A 17,640-nucleotide genomic window follows, 5' to 3' on the forward strand; every position below is an offset into this window, starting at 1 on the left:
ACCTCAAACTCAAAAATGAATTTGAACAGTATTTACGGGTGATGGGGGCACACAAACTCTGCAAAAAGATTTTCCAAAATCTGTTATCCTTATATAACCCTCAATGACTTTTGTTTCTTTGTACCCATTTGATACTGCAAGAGACTGCTTATTCTTTGAAGCAATATACTCATTTTTCTTTAATACACCATACTCGAATTCTGCCTGTAAGTGTTGGCCCACAATGGATTTTTCTAACAATCCAAGTCTAGCCAAATTATCAAAATACTGATTGGTGTTATAAGGATATTCGCAATGAGTAAATACCCCTACATCAGAAAAAAACTTTACAGCATCTATTCCGTATCCGTTCCCACTTTCGTAACGCAATGTAATAGTTGGAATAGCTTCGTAGGACATTAAGTGCCTAAGTATTTTGGCTTCATCAGTGCATAACTGAGAAATGATCTCAACATAACTTGGATGCACAAATCTTTTCTGTTGACTATCCATAGAACTAGCTAGTAACCGTGCATAATATTCTCTCAGTTCAGTTTCCTCAGTGATGCTGGCGTTTTGTAATACTGGAACTGCAATTTTTGGTGTCGGAGGTATTATATTTTCTTGCGGAATGTCGCGCAAAAAAGCAGATAACATTTGTGATACTTCATCCAGAGCTTCCTTCCGCAATTGCGGATAATACTCTCGAAACATTGAAAATGCCATCTGAGTTACATCTGCTATGGAGAGTCCTGTATAATTATGTTGTTCAGCGATAAAAGTGTTTCCTTGCGAACCTAGTGTAGCGTTTTGATGTATAGTGATTTCATTATCCATTCTCTAACCTTCCTTGTTGTTTTGTACTCCAATAAAAGTATTATTGTTTCCGCTGGTTGACTGAGTAATATTAATACTGGAGTTTTTTTCGTTACCTTTTTTCTTTGCATTTAAAAGTTCCAGAAATTTAGGAACACATGAAATCAAAATACCGATAATGCCTGCACATCCAGTAATTATTGCCGCTTTTACAGCGGGGTCCTGTTGTGAAAACCAGTTTAACATATTTTTTCACCAAAATGTTCTTGCATCAGCGCCTTTTTCAGTGTTTCAAGCTGTTCAAGGCTACGACTGATAGTAGTTTTTGTTTTTTCGACTTGCTCAACAAAGGCGGAAAACTGTTGCTGTAGATTAAAAGCAGGAATATGAATATAGATTTGTTTCAGCTTCGTTACATTGATTCCCGCCATTACAGCACCAGAACTAACCATTTCTATTTGGTGTGTCACAGCTTTACTAAAATGAAGCTGATACATCAAAAAACAAGGATTTACTCTGCTATTATCTACCCTGATACGCAAAACGTCGGAGTGAATGATGCCTGGAGCAAAACCTTTTGGAAACAAAGCACAGCGCCCTACATTGCCTTTTCGAGACATTGCAATGTCTCCAGGTATTAATGAATAAGCATCCAGCTGCTTTGCCTTTTCACTAGTCAAAAAATGTGTAGGAAGAATTTTAAATTCGCTATTGATTTGTGGTATCTCCCATACTGCGATCCCATGCTCTTGATACTCGTTTTTGTTTAATTGTGTGCCAAACGGACCACACTTAATATCATCTGAACTTATACATATTTCTTCTAATTTGTATCGCATATATTTGCAGTCTGGGTCAGCTAAATCCCCAAACATTTCCACAAACCTTGACTTAACCATCTCATCCAGCTTATCCAGCTGCTGGCGGCGTTTGGCAATCAGGTCGCTGACTTTATCCAGCACCGCCGCAATTTTACGCTGTTCGTCAAGAGAAGGGAGTGGAAGTTCTTCTTTTTGATAGTCTTTAAAATAGATATGCGGAATAGTTGCCCCAGTAAAATACTTGGAGAGATTCATGTGTTCCATTGCATAAGCCAAATAGCTAATGTCTACCGCATCGTTTGGAATAATGTACTGCATGGTTCCGATCACAGATGATTTTGCAGGTAGCTTCATAACACGCCCAATTCCTGCACCATCTTTTACGACTGCGATATAAGGGGATTCTTGTTGGTAAAAATCAACGTTTTTTATAAAACCACTGGCCCCATAGATAGGATAATCGCCATTATGTTCTGCTAAATCTTTTTGTGCTATATTGGAAGTTGCTTTTTTACATACATCCTCTAATCTCGCCATTAGGGAATCTGCTCCTGTTCTGTTAATTTGAGAGATATACTAAATGCGGAAAAATTATTTTGCTTTTTTAGTCCGCTTCTTATTTTTAATATTGGATTTGTTGCTCTTTTTGCTGTTTTTTAATTCCTGTGGGGAACTATTAAAATAGTCTATCCACTTTAGCAGTGTTGTTTCTTTTAATCGGATACGTGCATAAATCTTGCCTTTCCGTGTGCTCTCAAAATAGTAAATCTTTTGTCTGGAACTTAAAACTTGACAAAAAGAGCCGTGAGCAAGAGCGTTCCTTATATAATAGAAAACGGAACTGGTTTTATTCATGTCAGACCTTTCGGCCATAACGACCATCTCAAAATGTTGATCGGATAAGGAACATTCCTTTTCTATAGTATCTGTTTTCGCAGAAATATCTTCTCCAACCGAAAAAACGTGGTATTTCAAAGGTCCGTTGTCTGTTTTTTTCATAGCAGAAAGCAGCGTATTGAGATTTCCACCAGTCCATCCTTTTTGACGGAAAGTAGTACCTCGTTTAGAAACTGCAGTATAGCGCTTATTCCCTTTGCTTTCAGAGCCTTGTTCTATTTCGCAAGGACACTCAAACAGATAGAAGTTTATGATTTTTTGAAAATTGGCTTCATTCAACGGATTAGTGTCAGCTTTTTTCCACCAAGTCGCCATCACAGCATCCCCTCCAATTCCGCCAGCCCTGCAGTGATTTCCATTTCCAGCTCGTGCAGGTCGGCCATCAGTTCCGTGGTCGAGGGGTACTCCACCGGCACATACTCTACCTTTTTATATTTGTTGATGGACAGGTCATAGTCATTGTCCGCAATTTCCTGCTTCGGCACAAAGAAGCTCTGCTCGGTGCGCTGGCGGTCGGTTTCCTTGTCCAGATGGTGGAACCGCTCGATGATGTCGGGAATATCGTTCTCCGCAACCTCGCTGCGCTTGTCATCCAGAGAAAAACCATCGGCCTTCATATCGTAAAACCAGACGTTTTCGGTGCCGCCCGCGCCGGTCTTTGTGAACACCAGCACCGCCGTGGATACGCCCGCATAGGGCTTGAACACGCCGGAGGGCATGGAAATCACCGCCCGCAGCTGATGGTTTTCCACCAGCTCCTTGCGGATGGCCTTGTGCGCCTTGGAAGAGCCGAACAGAACGCCGTCCGGCACGATACAAGCACAGCGCCCGCCCTTTTTCAGCATCCGCAAAAACAGCGCTAGGAACAGCAGCTCGGTCTTTTTGGTGTTGGTCACGGCTTTCAGGTTGTCGTGGATGCTCTCCGCGTCCACAGTACCCTTGAAGGGGGGATTCGCCAGGCAGATGGTGAACCGGTCGCTGATCTGGTTCTGCTTGGAAACGCTGTCGCTGTAATCAATTTCCGGGTGGCTGATGGAGTGGAGCATCAGGTTCATGGCAGAGATCCGCAGCATGGTGCGGTCGGTGTCAAAGCCGGTGAAGGCGTCTCCGGCAAAATGCTCCCACTGCTCGGCGGTCATGGTGTCCTCGTAATGCTTGCGGATGTATTCCGCGGTCGAGACCAGAAAGCCCGCCGTGCCACAGGCCGGATCGCAGATGGTATCGTCCGGCGTGGGCTGCAACAGCTCCACCATCATCTCCCGGATGTGCTTGGGGGTGCGGAACTGGCCGTTCTGCCCGGCGGTGGCCAGCTTGCCCAGCATATACTCGTACAAATCGCCCTGCATATCCCGGTCGGCAATGTCATGCTCATACAAATCATCCAGCCCGGTGATGATTTTTTGCAGCACCTGGGGCGTGGGAATCAGAAACATGGCGTCGCTCATGTAGCGGGCGAAGGCGGTCTCGTTCTGCACGTCGCTGGCGGAATCGTCGCCGGCCTCCACCAGCCCGCCCTGCTCGTTGAAGTCCGGCAGACGGCCGTGCTTCATGCTCTTGATTGCAGGAAATACCCGCCGGGAAATCACATCGTAAATCTCCCGGGGGTCGTTGTTCTTGAATTTGCTCCACCGCATGGACTGCCCCACAGCGGACTGGGGGAAAATCTTGTCCATCTTCTCGCCGGTCATATTCTCGAACTCTTCGGTTTCCAGCTCTTTCTCATCCAGAGAACGGATGAACATGAGATAGGTCAGCTGTTCAATGACGGTGAGGGGATTGGTGATACCGCCCGCCCAGATGTCAGTCCATATTTTGTCAACCTTATTTTTAATCACGCCTGTTATCATGCGTTTGTTCCTCCGTTTCCTGGCCGGGAGTAAAATCCCACTGAATGAACCATGGGCAATGTCCGCAAAAGTGGCCCATCCATATTGTTTTATAAGTTTAATTATAATATATCGCGCTTCGATTAACAAATGAATTTTTACTTTTTATAACAGGCTGAGGTGCAGGTAGAATACCCGCATTGGGTGGAAGCTGAAAACGTTTTTTTGTGAAGCGTATATGCGACTAAAACGAATAAGCGCGTTTTTCTAGTGAAAATGTGCATTTTATTGTATAATAAAGATATTTCAGAGGTGGATTTATAGAGTTCTGTGAGGAATTTTCTTGAAGGCAAGAAGCCTTTTATGGGCCGAAGCGAATGTGTAATAAGGGCGAACGATTATCCGCTAATCAAGTTGACAAAGAGAATGAATTCTGCACCTTCTATTCTCAAAAAGATGAACCTTAAAACGTAATTGCATCCAAACTTTTTGAGAAGGCTGAAAATATTCTTGAGACAGAATCACATAGGAGGAGACAACAATGGCGATTCCAAAAGTGAGCCGGGAAGATATTCTAAGAGCACTCGAATTTATAGATGAAAATGGGGTTCCCTATCATAATCAGAGTATGCGGTATTTCCTGCTGGGCGAGAACGGAAAATTCTATCCGCCCAAGTATGTCATTGCCGTTGCAAACCATCTTGCAAACGAAGTTGCCATTGATACCTCTGGTTACAATGCGATAGAAGCGAAAAACTATCTCAAAAATAAAGGATTTACTATTACCGGCAACCAGGAAAAGTATGAGCTGACGATCACAGCTGAACAAGTCACATCAACGGACGAGTGCTTTGACAAAGACAGCTTAGGATTGGGAGATAACTTTGTCCCACTTGGCGTGTATTTTCAAGGTGCGAACGGGCAAACAATCAAGCGAAACTACGCCAAAGGTGAGCGAAGAAACTCCAATCAGACGATGCCAAAGCTGGCCTTCCAGATTTACGAAAAGCAAATCCGGGCGTTGTCTGTAGAAGAAAAGGAGAATTTTCCGGTATGTCAGTATAGCCCGGATAGTGGAGTGATTCGAGGAATTTTTTCAAGTGCAGAGGAATATCGAAAATACCACAATTCAATTGAGTATCTTACTTACAGTTATGACAATGATCGCAAATTCGTGATATATTCCTGGAACATTTTCTCCACCATTGTATTTGTTCAGGAATGTCTGAAGCGGTTTGGTGAACCCGGTGACCGATTTGTACTTACCTATCGAGAGAAGCAGGATAAGGAGGAAAAAGTCTCTGAGCAAAACAGCACAGAAACTCTCTCTCCGCAGCAATCGGAGAAGGAATGTGTTTTCAATGGTTACCGCAATCCGTATTCGGATAAGCTGATTGAGTCCAGAAATATCATTTTCCGTGGTGCGCCGGGAACCGGTAAGACTTACCTTGCAAGAGAAATCGCCGCTGATATCATCAGCGATGGATATTTCGACGATTTTTCTATGCTCACGGATGAACAAAAGGAGCAGGTGGAGTTTGTGCAATTCCATCCCAGCTACGACTATTCAGATTTTGTGGAAGGCCTGCGCCCTAAAATCAATGCGGATGGTTCCATGGGGTTTGAGTTGAAGGACGGCATTTTCAAACGGTTTGTTGAGCGGGCCAGAAAGAATTACGAGAATTCGCAAAAATCCCAGGAGACAGTCGAAAAAGAAACATCTGCACAGGAAAGCATTGCAGACTTTTTCTCCTCTATAGAATTTGGCGTAGATACATTTGAAACCGTCAATAAGAATGTGTTTGCCGTCACAAGCGCCGACGATGAGCATATTGAGGTTGCGATTCCGGGCAATGCTACGGTAAATAAACTACGTCTTAACACCGACGAACTTCGTCAGATGCTGGAGTCTGATACAACATTTACGAAGGTAAGAGATGTCACGGCTTTCTTCGGTAAAAAGTTCGCAACACAGGCATACTCTTATGACTTTGCATTGTACAAGGAAATCATCAAAAAGAAGCCAGCTCCTGTTTCACGGCAGGCGATTGCACCGGAGAAACTGAAGAAGTATATTTTCATCATTGATGAAATCAATCGTGGCGAGATCTCCAAAATATTCGGCGAGCTGTTCTTCGCACTCGACCCTGGATACAGAGGCCCGGCGGGTGCGGTGTCCACCCAGTATGCCAATCTGCACACAGATCCCAGTAAGAAATTTTACATCCCTGAAAATGTCTATATCATAGGCACGATGAATGATATTGACAAATCCGTAGATAGTTTTGATTTCGCGATGCGGCGCCGGTTCCGATTCATCGAAATCAGAGCGGACGAGCGTCTGGAAATGCTTGCTGCGCTGGATGATGAACTGGAATCCGAAGCAATCCGCAGGATGACCGCACTGAATCAGGAAATTCTTAAGACGGAAGAACTGAATGAGAATTACCAGATTGGTGGGTCGTATTTCTTGAAACTGAAGGAACTCAACTTTGACCAACTCTGGACGGATTACTTGTGCCCCCTGCTGCAGGAATACATTCGGGGAATGTACGATGAGGCTGCTATTATGAACCGGTTTGCCCAGGCATATGGGTACAGCAGCGACAACCAAGAGGTCGAAAATGAAACTGCTCAGAGTTAAGGACAATCGCTTGATGCTCAAAAGCGATTTTGCTCCGATCCAGCGTGTTGTGGATAAAATTGCTGATAAAACCTTGAGTGAACTGGAAAAGGAGGGCATTTTTGTTTTCCCTGAAAAAATCCATGATGCCCCGGATATTGAGGAAGAGCAAGTCGTTCTGCAAAGCTACAATAATTGTTATCGTACGGGTAATATTATGGGTTTTTTAGGCTGTGGCAGTGAGCGTTTGGCGATTGAATCCAGATTTTCTTCCGGAGAGAAGGACTATTTCTTCCAGTATCTGCTGGAGCGCGTAATGAACTTCCCCAATGTTGTTGACCTAAGCGTTGACGCGAACCAGGAAAATATGCTTTTCAACCTGATGCTCTTCCTGTTTCCTCGATATCTGAAAGATGCTCTGCGCAAGGGGCTATTCAAAACCTATATTCGCAACCAGTACAATGACAGCCATGTTGCAGGGAGTATGGACATCCCACGTCATATTGCCCAGAATACACCGTTTGTCGAAACTATCGCTTACAGTCAGCGGGAGTATTCGTATGACAACGACCTGACGGAGCTGGTGCGCCATACGATAGAGTTTATCCAGAGAAAGCCTCATGGGCGAATCCTCCTTTCCAAAGTGAAAGAAGAAGTGTCCCTGGTCGTGGATGCAACTAATCGGTATCGCGTTCACGATAAACAAAAGGTTATTGCAGCAAACCAGAAAACACCGATTCGACATGCATATTATCGGGAGTATCGTCACCTTCAGCACCTGTGCCTTTTGATTTTGCAACATCAAAAGCATCAAATCGGTACAGGAACAAAACAGGTGTACGGGATTCTGTTCGACGGAGCCTGGTTATGGGAAGAATATATTAATCTACTTGTTGGAGATATATTTTATCATCCGATGAACCGCGCAGGGCAAGGAGCTCAGCGTTTGTTTGCGGGCAATATCGGACTGATATACCCGGATTTTATCAGCAAAGACAGCCGGAACCGCGTGATCGGTGACGCGAAGTACAAACCGGCCGAGAATATCGGAAACAAGGACTATCTGCAGGTTTTGGCCTATATGCTGCGCTTTGACGCAAAAAACGGTTTTTACTTCTATCCCAGCACGGATGATACTCAAGAACACAGACTGCAGGTGAATAAAGGCTCCACTTACGAGAAGAATGTAGTGCCCAGAAATGATGTGTGCGTTGTAAAATTAGGACTGGGCATTCCGGAGTGCAATGGAACTTACGAAGAGTTCACCCAGAAGGTCAGAATTGCAGAGACGGTTTTCCAAGCAAGGTTGGCTGAATGTGTATAATCAAAAGGGGCAAATGCTGATGTGGAACAAAATCATTTTGGAATTTCAGAAAAATCCTCGTGATGTTTGCACTTGTCCAACAAGAGGAAACGGCGTATGGTTTTATGTATGGGTCGAAGCTGGAAATTTGTATGTATCCAGAAGCAAGGCATGTACACCTTCCAGCAAGATTAAAGGGAAACGTTGGTTGAATCCATCCGAGTGTGAGTCGATGCTTGACTTATATAAAAGACGGTGCCGTGGAGAATCAGTATCACAAGAGGCTACAGCATTAACCAGAAACCAAGTTTATTGGTATGGAATTTTTTGTGAGATGAAGAACCTTATATAAACGAAAGAGGAGCCTACGCAGTGCCATGATTGGCACTGCGTAGGCTCCTCTTTTACAATGTATCAAATCAACTGCTGTATCTGTCCATTCACAACACTGCTCAGCTTCTCCAGCCGATTATCCGCCACTGGGATTTGCGGATGCTCCCGGAACGCGAAGCCATACAGATTTTTCAGATCATTACGGATCTTATCCGTCATCAAGGCTCTCGCAACGACGATAAAATCAGATCCGAGCCGTGGAGTCAGCCGAGCAATATAACGTTCTGCATGCTCCAACTGGTAGGCATCCAGGTCAAACAGCAAGCTGCGGTTGTTATCAAATACCGGTGCCATAGTTGTTACCTGCATCGTATCCGTATCAAACAAAACACCGAAGTTACCCAGATGCCGGTCCGTATTCAGGATAATGGCGTCCAGAATCATCATGCGGCGAAAGGCGTCCTCGCTGCCGATGGAACGGAAATACTCCAGCAAGCCAGAGATAGACCGCTCTTCACGGGTAATAGCAGCCGTTTTAGCAAGACCGATGGATTCACTGGTGAACAGGGGACAAGTAGACACCAGTCTTCCATGATGGAATTGCATATCATATGGAACTGCACCGGGGCACAGGATGCTGGAAATCTGAGCAGCCAGATATTCCGACAGTGGCTCCAGCTCATAGGTGGCGCTGCCAGCCTTATAGAGGTAAATACCATCCGATTCTCGCTTCCAGCACTTGGCATAGTATCCGTCAGTGACAAATTCCGGTGAGGTGGAGGAAAGACTCTGTTCACTGAAGGAGCCGTTCAACGCGGCTTCGGCAATGATCTCATCAAAGTCGTTCTGATACAGGGAGACATCTCGCCAGCACAGCTGGGAATCTGCCGGTTTTACCCAAAAGGTATCGTTGAGTGAAAGCGTATGACTGACCTGCAGAAAACCGTCCAATGTGCGGCACCCATATTGCGCCAGAAGCTGCTCGATATGCTTTCGGTGCTTGGGAGCGCGCCGCCCCTCCAAAAAGCTCAGAAGAGATTTATAGCCAATGGGGCGCAAAGACGAAAACCAGGTCCTTTCTAAAGCCATCACATCGCCAAATTCATCCTCTTGGGTAGAGAATTCCAGAAAGGGAGTGTCTTTGTTCAGCAAAATCCAGTCCATCTCGGCCCCTCCCTTCTGCTTTTCATTATACCACAAAATCATTGTTATGCATCCCGCCTTTCTTTATCTGCAAAAGGGGGAGCTCCCGTTTCCTGTTCTCACAAGTGTGGAAAATATTGATTTGTTGGTGTCCAATAAGTATAATGTTTTCGAAGAGGTGATGCTGGTATGACGCTGGAAGAACGGCGGGCAAAAATTCTCATCAACAAGGCTGGTGGGACAGCTGGGCCAGAAGGAAAAAGCTATCGTGTAGTGCTGCCCCCTGTATGGGCCAAACAACTGGGTGTTATGGAGAATAGCCGTGATGTCATTCTGCAATTTGACGGCGAATGTATTACCATCCGCAGAGCTGGCACGGGAGAATATCATTCCTTTATCAATGAGACGAGAGAAAAAAAGCACGATCTATTGATTCTTCACTACTATGATGGGGAGACTCTTTGCACCAAAATCTGCCTGGATCGGACCTCCCGGCGGTTGGTTATCGAAAATGAGACGGACGATATTCTTTCAACCGCGTTTGGGGTCAACCAGACACCCAATTGGGAGGACCTTATGACCTTTTTGGAATCTCGCTGTATTCCGCGGCAGCGGGATGGATTGAAATACTATCTGACACAGCTGGGGATAGAGAAATACGATCCGATGGAGATCATCCGCAAGACTGCCGGCCGCATGGCAGAAGATTCCTGCTGGATTAAGATTGTGGAGGGGTAAGATGGCAGTCAGATTAGTGACCGGAAATCGCATTGCAGAAACGTCCTCCAAGGGAAATCAGGAAAAGTGGCTGGAAAATGACCGTTGGTACAAACTTGACCTATTTGGATATGAAGGGTTGGCAGAAACCGTAACATCCCAATTGTTGCAGCACTCTAACATAGAAGAACTGGGCTTCCGCTATGTGACTTACTGTATGGAGCGGATGAAAGTGCATCAACGAATTCGGAATGGCTGTTCCAGCTCCAACTTTCTGATGCCCGGAGAAATCATCCTGACCCTTGCTGACTTATTTCGCAAAGGCGTTGGACCAGACTGGCAAGGTGTTGTAGCCCGACAGCCTAACCTCGCCGGGAAGGTTCGCTGGATGGTAGAACAAACGATACGCCTCACCGAATTGGAGCAGTTTGGAAACTATCTCACGTTGTTGTTTGAAGTGGATATGCTGTTTGGCAACGAGGATCGCCATCTGAATAATATTGCTGTTCTGCGCAGAGGAGAGAAGTTCGACTACTGTCCCATTTTTGACTTTGGTGCGGGACTTCTTTCCAATGTGCGCGACTATCCCATGGATATTGAACCTCGTTCCCACATGAAGCTGCTGCGGGCGCAGCCGCTGAACACAACATTCACACGACAGGTCCGGGCGGCCAGATCCCTCTACGGTCCCCAATTGCAATGGACTTTTACGGTTGCCGAAATAACTGCTGCACTGGAGGAGCCGCTAAAGTTCTATGCCGAAAGGGACCGGGCATACATTGCCAACAGGATAAAAACCTGCATCCACTGGCAGGCTGCAAAATTGTGAAGAGGGTGTGGGCAGATAACCGTCGGCATGTTTCAGCAGTACAGCGCCTTCGCCTGCCACCTGCTTATTCAGAGCCCGTTCGGCGGCTTTCGGTTCATCGTTGGCAGTGGCGGGGGAATCGATGGTGAAATTGCAATTCGTACGCTATGCTCTGCCCAGAGATATTTCGTAACCGGTCATTTGAAATTTGTCTCTTGAAAAAAGATTGATGCTGCCCGCGTTTTGGTTCATACGGTCAGGCAAGATGATATATGTTGATGAAGCCATAACGCAGCTGCACAGAAAAGAAAAAGAAACAGGGCGCAAAACAGAAAACTCCCTCCCGATCCATTCCTGCGGAATGAAAGGGGAGGGAGTTTTTTGCAAGCAGGGTATTCTTTTGTTCACAACGCTGCTGCTTGGGGGATCAGAACTGTGACACTTCGTAGTCGCTCCAAGTTTCTGCGGTGGATGAGCCGGAAAGATCCGCGCTGTCGGAATAGGTTTCCACCGTAATGGTGAAATCACTGGTACCGGTCACATAGACGGTGCCATCCGTTCCCACGACTGATACAGAATTCCCGGCGGTGTCCACAATGGTTCCTGCGCACTGAAGATTCGTCAGAGTGCTGTCACCGGTGACTGCCCAGGTGCTGTCGGAATCGATATAGAGGGTGGCATATCCGTCGCCGCCATTGCCGGCATAGCTTTCATCCTGAAGCACAGCGCCGGTGAGCGTGCTGCCCTGCGTGAGATAAAAGTCCAAGCAGCTGATGGAATCCCAGATGATATCACCCTCCAGTGTCTGTTGGATGCCGGTGAAGTGACAGTCTGCGCCGTTGGCCCCGGTGGTTCCCCAGCCGCGGTCGTTGGCGTTTCCGGTGCAGCGCAGCAGAACTTCACTGTCGGCGGCGTTGGTGATGTCCACATCGGAGAGAACGAGGTGGATTCGGTATTGGTGGTGTAGAACATACCACCGTTTTCTGCGGTAAGGCTGCCGCCCACCATTTCAAAGGTGCTGTTGCCGACCTCAGAGTCGCCGGACATGCTCTGGTAGAGAATCACGTTCCAGGTGCAGTCATTTTGCTCCAGATCGCTCATGTTTCCGGAGAGGTCACAGTCAAAGAGTCGGATGGTATTGAGTCCTTCAATACAGATGGCTTCGGAGCCGGTGGCGGACAGTGCGGCGTTGTGGATGGTGATGTCCGCTGTGCTGTAAACAGCGGGTGAGCCGGTGCCGTTGGAGGTGTAGCTGCCACCATCCACCACCATGGTGCCGCTGCCCCGGTCGGAACGAATGGCCGCGGCGGATTCGCCTTCGGTCACCACGCTCAGATCCCAGGCGTAGAGGGTGCCGCCACCGGCCACATGGATACCGCCGGAGGTGTTCTGCGCAGTGGTGATGGAGGTGTCGGATACATAAGCGATACCGTCGCCATAGGAAAAGACGCCTGCGCCGCCTGCGGCATCGGTGGTGATGGTACTGCCGGAGATGACCAGTGTTCCGTCTGTCACCAGAGCTACAGCACCCACGCCGTAAAAGCTGGAGCTGTCGCCGCCGGTGCTGTCGTCAGACTGGCGGGTAATGGTCACATTATTCAGCTGAGCGGTCACGCCCTCTGTGGCAAGCAGAACGGCATTTTCATCGGTGCCGGTGGAGGACAGCTGGCTGTTGGAAACCTCTGTATCCTCGGTATATTCACTGGCATCGTCATAACTGTCCGGTGCAGAGGACTGGCCGCCCATACCACCGCCCATACCGCCACCGCCGGGCCCGCCGCCGGAGAGGGTGACCGATGTGGCAATACCATCATCGCCCACTTCCACGGTTACCGTATCGCCCTGGGAAATATCCTCATAGCTCAGGGAGGGCTGCGCCATGTCTGCGGGGGCCGAGCCTTCCGGCATTTCCGGAGGAGTCTGCCCGGAAGTTGTTCCGTTCTCCGGCATAGCGGGAGGTTCTTCCCCTCCGGAAACGGCACCATCCGGGATATCAGGGGCGTTCGCCTCGCCGGAGGCTGCGCCGTCTGGTGCAGCCGGAGGAGTTTCGCCATTGCTCATTGCACCGTCCGGTGCGTCCGGCGGAGCTTCGCCGTTGGGAGCAGAGCCACCGGGAGCCTGACCGCCTATGCCGGGCTGCCCTTGCTGAAATATGGTGTCAGGGGAAAGGGGAATGATCACCGTACCGGAGTCTTCTGTGGTCAAGGAAATTTCATCGGCACTGATGGCGTTGACCGTGCCGGTAAAGGTCTGTTCTGCAAGGCTGACCGTGACACTTTGTTCACTTTCGCTTTTGCCGCAGGCGGTTGCGGAAAGCAGAAGTGCACCGGCGGTAACCATTGCAAGTAGCTGCTTTTTCATGGGGAGGTTCCTTTCTCATTGTGGATTGTTCGCTTGAGAACAGCATTATCATATTCCCTGAAACTTAATTGAAACTTAAAATACAGAACACCGGGGGGCGAAAGCATCGCTTTGCAGGATGCCGCGCTGTGAACACAGGAAAAGGAGTATGGAGACAGCGTCGAGGGAAGTGGTGTCACATAGCTGCTTTTTGGCATACTTGAACGCAGCCTGCTATGCCCCCGGTGCAGTGCACTGGGGGACTTATTTTTTTGAACAGTCTTGCATTTCAATAGAGTTTCGCTATAATACAAATAAAGACTATTTTTTGATTTTATACTTTATATGAGAAGGTGACAGCTTGTGGCAAGAAAGGCGTACTCCGATGAGGAGAGGGCGCAGGTAAAGGAAGCCCTGATGGTCACCATGATCCAGTGTATCGCGGACCGGGGGCTGATTCATAGCAGCATTGATGTTCTCTGCAAAAAAGTGGGGATCTCCAAGACCTTCTTCTACAGTTTCTTCTCATCCAAGGAGGAACTGGTGCTCTACGCCCTGCGATATCAGCAGCCCAGACTGTTGGACTATGCCCGTCAGCTGATGGAAGACCCGGAGCTCAGTTGGCGGGCGGGCGTGGAGACCTTCCTGAAAAACTGCTGCTACGGTGCCAAAAGCGGAGTCGCTGTTTTGTCCATTGAGGAGGAGCAGCAAGTACGCCGTTGCCTTTCCGAGGAGAATTTTCAGGCCTTCCGACAGGATCAGGTCAGTTTTTATGGGAAACTGCTCTCCATCTTTGGCCTCCCCACAGACAGTATTGACTCACGGCTGTTCGGTAATCTGGCTCTGGCCATGATGATGGTGCACAAGGCCATCCCGGACACCATGCCCTTCCTGTTTCCGGAGGTGGCGGAAGATATGGTGGAATTCCAGGTCAGGGCTCTGGTGGACGAGATGGAGCGTGCAAAAGAGGATGCGCGGCAGGTGAAAGCGGATGTATAGCGGTGGGTTCCTACGTCCAAACGGACGCGAAAGACAGCAGAATATCATTGAGCACGGGGCCTTGGAAAACAGGTCTCGGGTCTGTGCGGCCTTTTTATGCCTTGCGTCAGCCTGTCCAAGTGACAGGGTGTCGCAGGGCATTTTTTATTGTTCGGAAAGAGGTGCCTGATATGAATTTACCAAAACGAAATAGTGCGGACGGGCGCTGTTACTGGATGAAGCCCGAGGTACAGGAGGAACTGCAACCGCTCTTTGATCAGTGCATCCAGGATGCCATTGACGGGAGAATCACGCGGCTTGATTCCCTCTGGCCACCGGTAGTGGTCAGCAGCGAAGGCGCGCCCTTTGAGGTGCACGCTCTGGTGAGAAAATGGACCGAAGCGCAGCGGGCTGAAACGCTCGATGCGGAACAGGCCATCGCCTTCAGCGAAAACCTGCGCCGCCAGAGCAGGTGGGGTGAAATTGACCACCATTTACTTGATATGCTGAAACGGGAGCTGCAGGAGAAGTATTTTGTCGTGACAGGCAACGAAGATGACCACTTCTGGGATCGGGAATACTCCCTGAAACCAGGCATCCGTGCAGAGCAGATCCCGGAGTCGCTGCTGCGTTTCGCCTGCTATGTGGCGGTGAGCTATAAAGTGTATGGCTTGGACTTTCAGTATCTGGACGCCAATTACCTCTTTGGATTGGTGGAGAAAGTCCGTCCTGATATGGTGAAAAAGCTCCGGGAACATGGAACCGGCAGGCTGCCGATCTCTCTGCAAAAGAGGAAAACAGAGCACTTCACCGCATCGGCCAACGACGCCTTTGCTGCGATCCGTATTACTGCCAGGGACAATACGGAGGAATGCTGCCGTGAAGTGCTGAACTACCTGTGTGAGCTTCTGGAGCAGGAGGATTTTCCCCGCAGCTATGGGGTGGAGTTCAAAGGACCGGAAAAGAGGTATCTTCCCATCACAGGTCTGCCCAAAAAGGGAGTAAACCAGCTCTTTGCCTGTGCCGTGCAGTACCCTGGCCTCCACCCCCTGATGGAACGGTACGCCCGGCTTGCCATGCGGCAATATGAGCAGTACACCAATCTCAGAGATGAGCAGTGCGCACTCCCCGGAAGTTTTGCCGTGTTCGCCCTGGGAATGCTGGGGCAAGAGTGGCGGCAGCTGGTATGGGATTATCTCGATCTCTGTGATGATGAGCACTCCCACTTACAGGAAAAATTCCTCCGGGAGTATGTGAAACAGTTCGGATTTACCGCCGATACCGTCCCTGTATTTGTCCGTGGGGTGCTGTCCATGCAGAACATGAAGTATTCCAAGGACTATGCCGCGTGGATGGCAAATGCAGAAAGTCTGGACGCTCTGCTGGAGGCAAAAATCCACCTGTCCGAGATTGTTCCAAGCGGTTTTTCCTCCGACGAGGATGATGACGAGGACGAGGAACCCACCCGGGAAACAGAAGCCAGCCCGGAGGAAGTGCTGCAATCCGCATGGGAGACGGTCTGCTATGTGATCTGGGGCAAAGCCAGCGCCAAAGGTGGTCAGAAGGTGGTGGAAGCAGCTCCGAAGGAGCTGAAGGAGCGCTACCGGCAGATTTTTATTCCGGTAACAGAGAACACGGAAGGATGAGGTGACTGGCAGTGAGTTTACCAAAACGTGACGGCGTGCATGGCCGTTATTATCTGATCCATAAACCGGACACGGCCCCCGAAGTGCTGGAACACGCCGATCAGTGCATTCAGAATGTGTTGGATGGAACCGCAGAAGAAAACCATTCCGGATACCCGGTGGTTGTTCGGAATCAAAACGGAACCCCCTTTCTTCCCAGCCAGCTGCTGGAGCGGTATCTGTCCAAGATGCCCTTGAAGGGATTTCCCTGCGAGGAGGCGGTCACCTTCTGTGATGCCCTACGGCGGCTGGCGGGCTGGAAGGAGATTGATCATACGCTGCGGCAGTACATCGAAAAGCAGGTGCGGGATCGGTATTTTGCGGTTGGAGAGCGGGAGGATGGTTTTACGGTTTTCCCTCCCTGTACCGTGTGGCCGGAACTGCGCCCGGAGGATGTGGATGAAGGGCTGCTGCGCTTTGCCTGCTATGTGGCGGTCTGTGATACGGTATATGGAGCCAGCTACGACTTCCTCACCACCGAGCACATTCTCGGCCTGGTTTCCCAGCTCCGCCCAGACATGGTGAAGCAGCTGAAAACGGGCGGCAGCGGCAAATTGCCAACGGACATTCAGCAGCGGAAAACGGAGCGTTTTACCGCATCGGCCAACGACGCCTTTGCGACCATCCGCATCACCGCCAGGGGCTCCACGGAGGAGTGCTATGCTGAAATCCTGGGCTACCTGTGCGCGGTGCTGGAGCGGGAGGAATTTCCCCGCAGTTACTCGGTGGAGTTCCGTGGAAAGGAGAAACTCTATCTGCCCATTCCCGGCCTGCCCAAGAAGGGAGTCAACCAGCTCTTTGCCTGCGCTGTGCAGTATCCCAGTCTGCATCCGATTATGGAGCGATACGCTCGTCTGGCTATGCGGGAGTTTGAGTGGTACCAAAACCTCGCGGATGAAGCCTGCGCGATGCCCGGTACTTTCGCTGTGTTTGCTTTGGGGTTGGAGGGAGAACCGTGGGTGCCGCTGGTGTGTGACTATCTGGATTTATGTGATGATGAACATTCCTCTTTGCAGGAGAAGTTTATCCACACCTTTTTCAAGAAATACGGATTTACGGCCCAGACCATGCCTGTCTTGGTTCATGGCGTCCAGTCTATGCAGGGTATGAAACCGGCTAAGGAGTTCCGTACTCTAATTGCCAATGAGGAGAGCCTGAACGCTCTGCTGGAGGTCAAGAGGCATTTAGAGGACTACCTGCCGGAAGAAAATTGCCAGGACAAAAGATCCCAGGACTTTCTCTGGCAAGATGTGCTCTGGGGCATTTGGGGGCAAGCTGCGCAAAATGGCGGCGGCAAGGTGATCAAAGCAGCACCGGCGGAACTGAGAGAACAGTATCAGAAAATTTTCCAATAGGATGGCAGGAGGATTC

The 17,640-nt window shown here is 48.9% G+C and carries 15 protein-coding genes; 7 read left to right on the forward strand and 8 right to left on the reverse strand.

Annotated elements, in window-relative coordinates; all coding sequences use genetic code 11:
- Nucleotides 1-9: 9 nt before the first annotated feature.
- Genes PH256_RS09190 through PH256_RS09210 form a run of 5 tightly spaced genes read right to left on the reverse strand, consistent with a single transcriptional unit; the run spans nt 10 to nt 4,360 of the window.
- Nucleotides 10-816, reverse strand: a complete 807-nt coding sequence (locus tag PH256_RS09190) for a DUF4393 domain-containing protein (protein WP_270913896.1) — start codon at nt 814-816, stop codon at nt 10-12.
- 3 nt (nt 817-819) lie between these two features.
- Nucleotides 820-1,041, reverse strand: a complete 222-nt coding sequence (locus tag PH256_RS09195) for a hypothetical protein (RefSeq protein ID WP_270913897.1) — start codon at nt 1,039-1,041, stop codon at nt 820-822.
- Nucleotides 1,035-2,153 (reverse strand): restriction endonuclease subunit S, encoded by a 1,119-nt coding sequence (locus tag PH256_RS09200; RefSeq protein WP_270913898.1) that lies wholly within the window; start codon nt 2,151-2,153, stop codon nt 1,035-1,037. The genes PH256_RS09195 and PH256_RS09200 overlap by 7 nt, the downstream gene beginning before the upstream one ends.
- Nucleotides 2,154-2,207: 54 nt before the next feature.
- Nucleotides 2,208-2,831, reverse strand: coding sequence for a hypothetical protein (locus PH256_RS09205; RefSeq protein WP_270913899.1), 624 nt, complete (start codon nt 2,829-2,831; stop codon nt 2,208-2,210).
- Nucleotides 2,828-4,360: a type I restriction-modification system subunit M gene (locus tag PH256_RS09210; RefSeq protein WP_270913900.1), complete on the reverse strand. Its 1,533-nt coding sequence runs from the start codon at nt 4,358-4,360 to the stop codon at nt 2,828-2,830. The genes PH256_RS09205 and PH256_RS09210 overlap by 4 nt, the downstream gene beginning before the upstream one ends.
- Nucleotides 4,361-4,880: 520 nt before the next feature.
- Between PH256_RS09210 and PH256_RS09215 the strand changes: the two genes are divergently transcribed.
- Both PH256_RS09215 and PH256_RS09220 read left to right on the forward strand, forming a co-directional pair.
- Entirely contained in the window at nt 4,881-6,983 is a 2,103-nt protein-coding gene (locus PH256_RS09215) for an AAA family ATPase (RefSeq protein ID WP_270913901.1), read from the forward strand.
- Nucleotides 6,964-8,286, forward strand: a complete 1,323-nt coding sequence (locus tag PH256_RS09220; RefSeq protein ID WP_270913902.1) for a 5-methylcytosine restriction system specificity protein McrC — start codon at nt 6,964-6,966, stop codon at nt 8,284-8,286. Before PH256_RS09215 ends, PH256_RS09220 begins: the two co-directional genes overlap by 20 nt.
- Before the next feature lie 393 nt (nt 8,287-8,679).
- Here PH256_RS09220 and PH256_RS09225 read toward each other — a convergent pair whose 3' ends face one another.
- Nucleotides 8,680-9,762: a HipA protein gene (locus PH256_RS09225; RefSeq protein WP_270913903.1), complete on the reverse strand. Its 1,083-nt coding sequence runs from the start codon at nt 9,760-9,762 to the stop codon at nt 8,680-8,682.
- Nucleotides 9,763-9,930: 168 nt separating this feature from the next.
- On the opposite strand from PH256_RS09225, the gene PH256_RS09230 reads away from it, so the two are divergent.
- The gene (locus PH256_RS09230) at nt 9,931-10,479 is read left to right on the forward strand and encodes an AbrB/MazE/SpoVT family DNA-binding domain-containing protein (RefSeq protein ID WP_270913904.1); all 549 of its coding nucleotides are present in this window, start codon (nt 9,931-9,933) and stop codon (nt 10,477-10,479) included.
- A 1-nt stretch (nt 10,480) separates the two neighbouring features.
- Complete coding sequence (locus PH256_RS09235) at nt 10,481-11,287, forward strand: hypothetical protein (RefSeq protein WP_270913905.1); 807 nt, start codon at nt 10,481-10,483, stop codon at nt 11,285-11,287.
- Between the two features lie 406 nt (nt 11,288-11,693).
- Here the strand turns inward: PH256_RS09235 and PH256_RS09240 are convergent, their stop codons facing one another.
- Both PH256_RS09240 and PH256_RS09245 read right to left on the reverse strand, forming a co-directional pair.
- A complete protein-coding gene (locus PH256_RS09240) occupies nt 11,694-11,831 on the reverse strand; it encodes a hypothetical protein (protein WP_270913906.1) in 138 nt (45 codons plus the stop codon).
- Nucleotides 11,832-11,887: 56 nt separating this feature from the next.
- On the reverse strand, nt 11,888-13,627 hold the full coding sequence (locus PH256_RS09245; RefSeq protein WP_270913907.1) for a hypothetical protein: 1,740 nt from the start codon (nt 13,625-13,627) through the stop codon (nt 11,888-11,890).
- 342 nt (nt 13,628-13,969) lie between these two features.
- On the opposite strand from PH256_RS09245, the gene PH256_RS09250 reads away from it, so the two are divergent.
- From PH256_RS09250 to PH256_RS09260, 3 genes are all read left to right on the forward strand, one after another.
- The gene (locus tag PH256_RS09250) at nt 13,970-14,605 is read left to right on the forward strand and encodes a TetR/AcrR family transcriptional regulator (RefSeq protein ID WP_270913908.1); all 636 of its coding nucleotides are present in this window, start codon (nt 13,970-13,972) and stop codon (nt 14,603-14,605) included.
- A gap of 170 nt (nt 14,606-14,775) precedes the next feature.
- Nucleotides 14,776-16,230, forward strand: coding sequence for a DUF6138 family protein (locus PH256_RS09255; protein ID WP_270913909.1), 1,455 nt, complete (start codon nt 14,776-14,778; stop codon nt 16,228-16,230).
- 11 nt (nt 16,231-16,241) lie between these two features.
- Nucleotides 16,242-17,624: a DUF6138 family protein gene (locus tag PH256_RS09260; RefSeq protein WP_270913910.1), complete on the forward strand. Its 1,383-nt coding sequence runs from the start codon at nt 16,242-16,244 to the stop codon at nt 17,622-17,624.
- Nucleotides 17,625-17,640: the final 16 nt, after the last annotated feature.

This window comes from Allofournierella sp. CML151 (genome assembly GCF_027853465.1).
Taxonomy (GTDB): Bacteria; Bacillota; Clostridia; order Oscillospirales; family Ruminococcaceae; genus Allofournierella.

Excerpts from the sequence above, each read along its gene's own strand:
- PH256_RS09190 (WP_270913896.1), bottom strand. The coding sequence starts at position 816 with ATGGATAATGAAATCACTATACATCAAAACGCTACACTAGGTTCGCAA.
- PH256_RS09195 (WP_270913897.1), bottom strand. The coding sequence starts at position 1,041 with ATGTTAAACTGGTTTTCACAACAGGACCCCGCTGTAAAAGCGGCAATA.
- PH256_RS09200 (WP_270913898.1), bottom strand. The coding sequence starts at position 2,153 with ATGGCGAGATTAGAGGATGTATGTAAAAAAGCAACTTCCAATATAGCA.
- PH256_RS09210 (WP_270913900.1), bottom strand. The coding sequence starts at position 4,360 with ATGATAACAGGCGTGATTAAAAATAAGGTTGACAAAATATGGACTGAC.
- PH256_RS09215 (WP_270913901.1), top strand. The coding sequence starts at position 4,881 with ATGGCGATTCCAAAAGTGAGCCGGGAAGATATTCTAAGAGCACTCGAA.
- PH256_RS09220 (WP_270913902.1), top strand. The coding sequence starts at position 6,964 with ATGAAACTGCTCAGAGTTAAGGACAATCGCTTGATGCTCAAAAGCGAT.
- PH256_RS09225 (WP_270913903.1), bottom strand. The coding sequence starts at position 9,762 with ATGGACTGGATTTTGCTGAACAAAGACACTCCCTTTCTGGAATTCTCT.
- PH256_RS09230 (WP_270913904.1), top strand. The coding sequence starts at position 9,931 with ATGACGCTGGAAGAACGGCGGGCAAAAATTCTCATCAACAAGGCTGGT.
- PH256_RS09235 (WP_270913905.1), top strand. The coding sequence starts at position 10,481 with ATGGCAGTCAGATTAGTGACCGGAAATCGCATTGCAGAAACGTCCTCC.
- PH256_RS09245 (WP_270913907.1), bottom strand. The coding sequence starts at position 13,627 with ATGAAAAAGCAGCTACTTGCAATGGTTACCGCCGGTGCACTTCTGCTT.
- PH256_RS09255 (WP_270913909.1), top strand. The coding sequence starts at position 14,776 with ATGAATTTACCAAAACGAAATAGTGCGGACGGGCGCTGTTACTGGATG.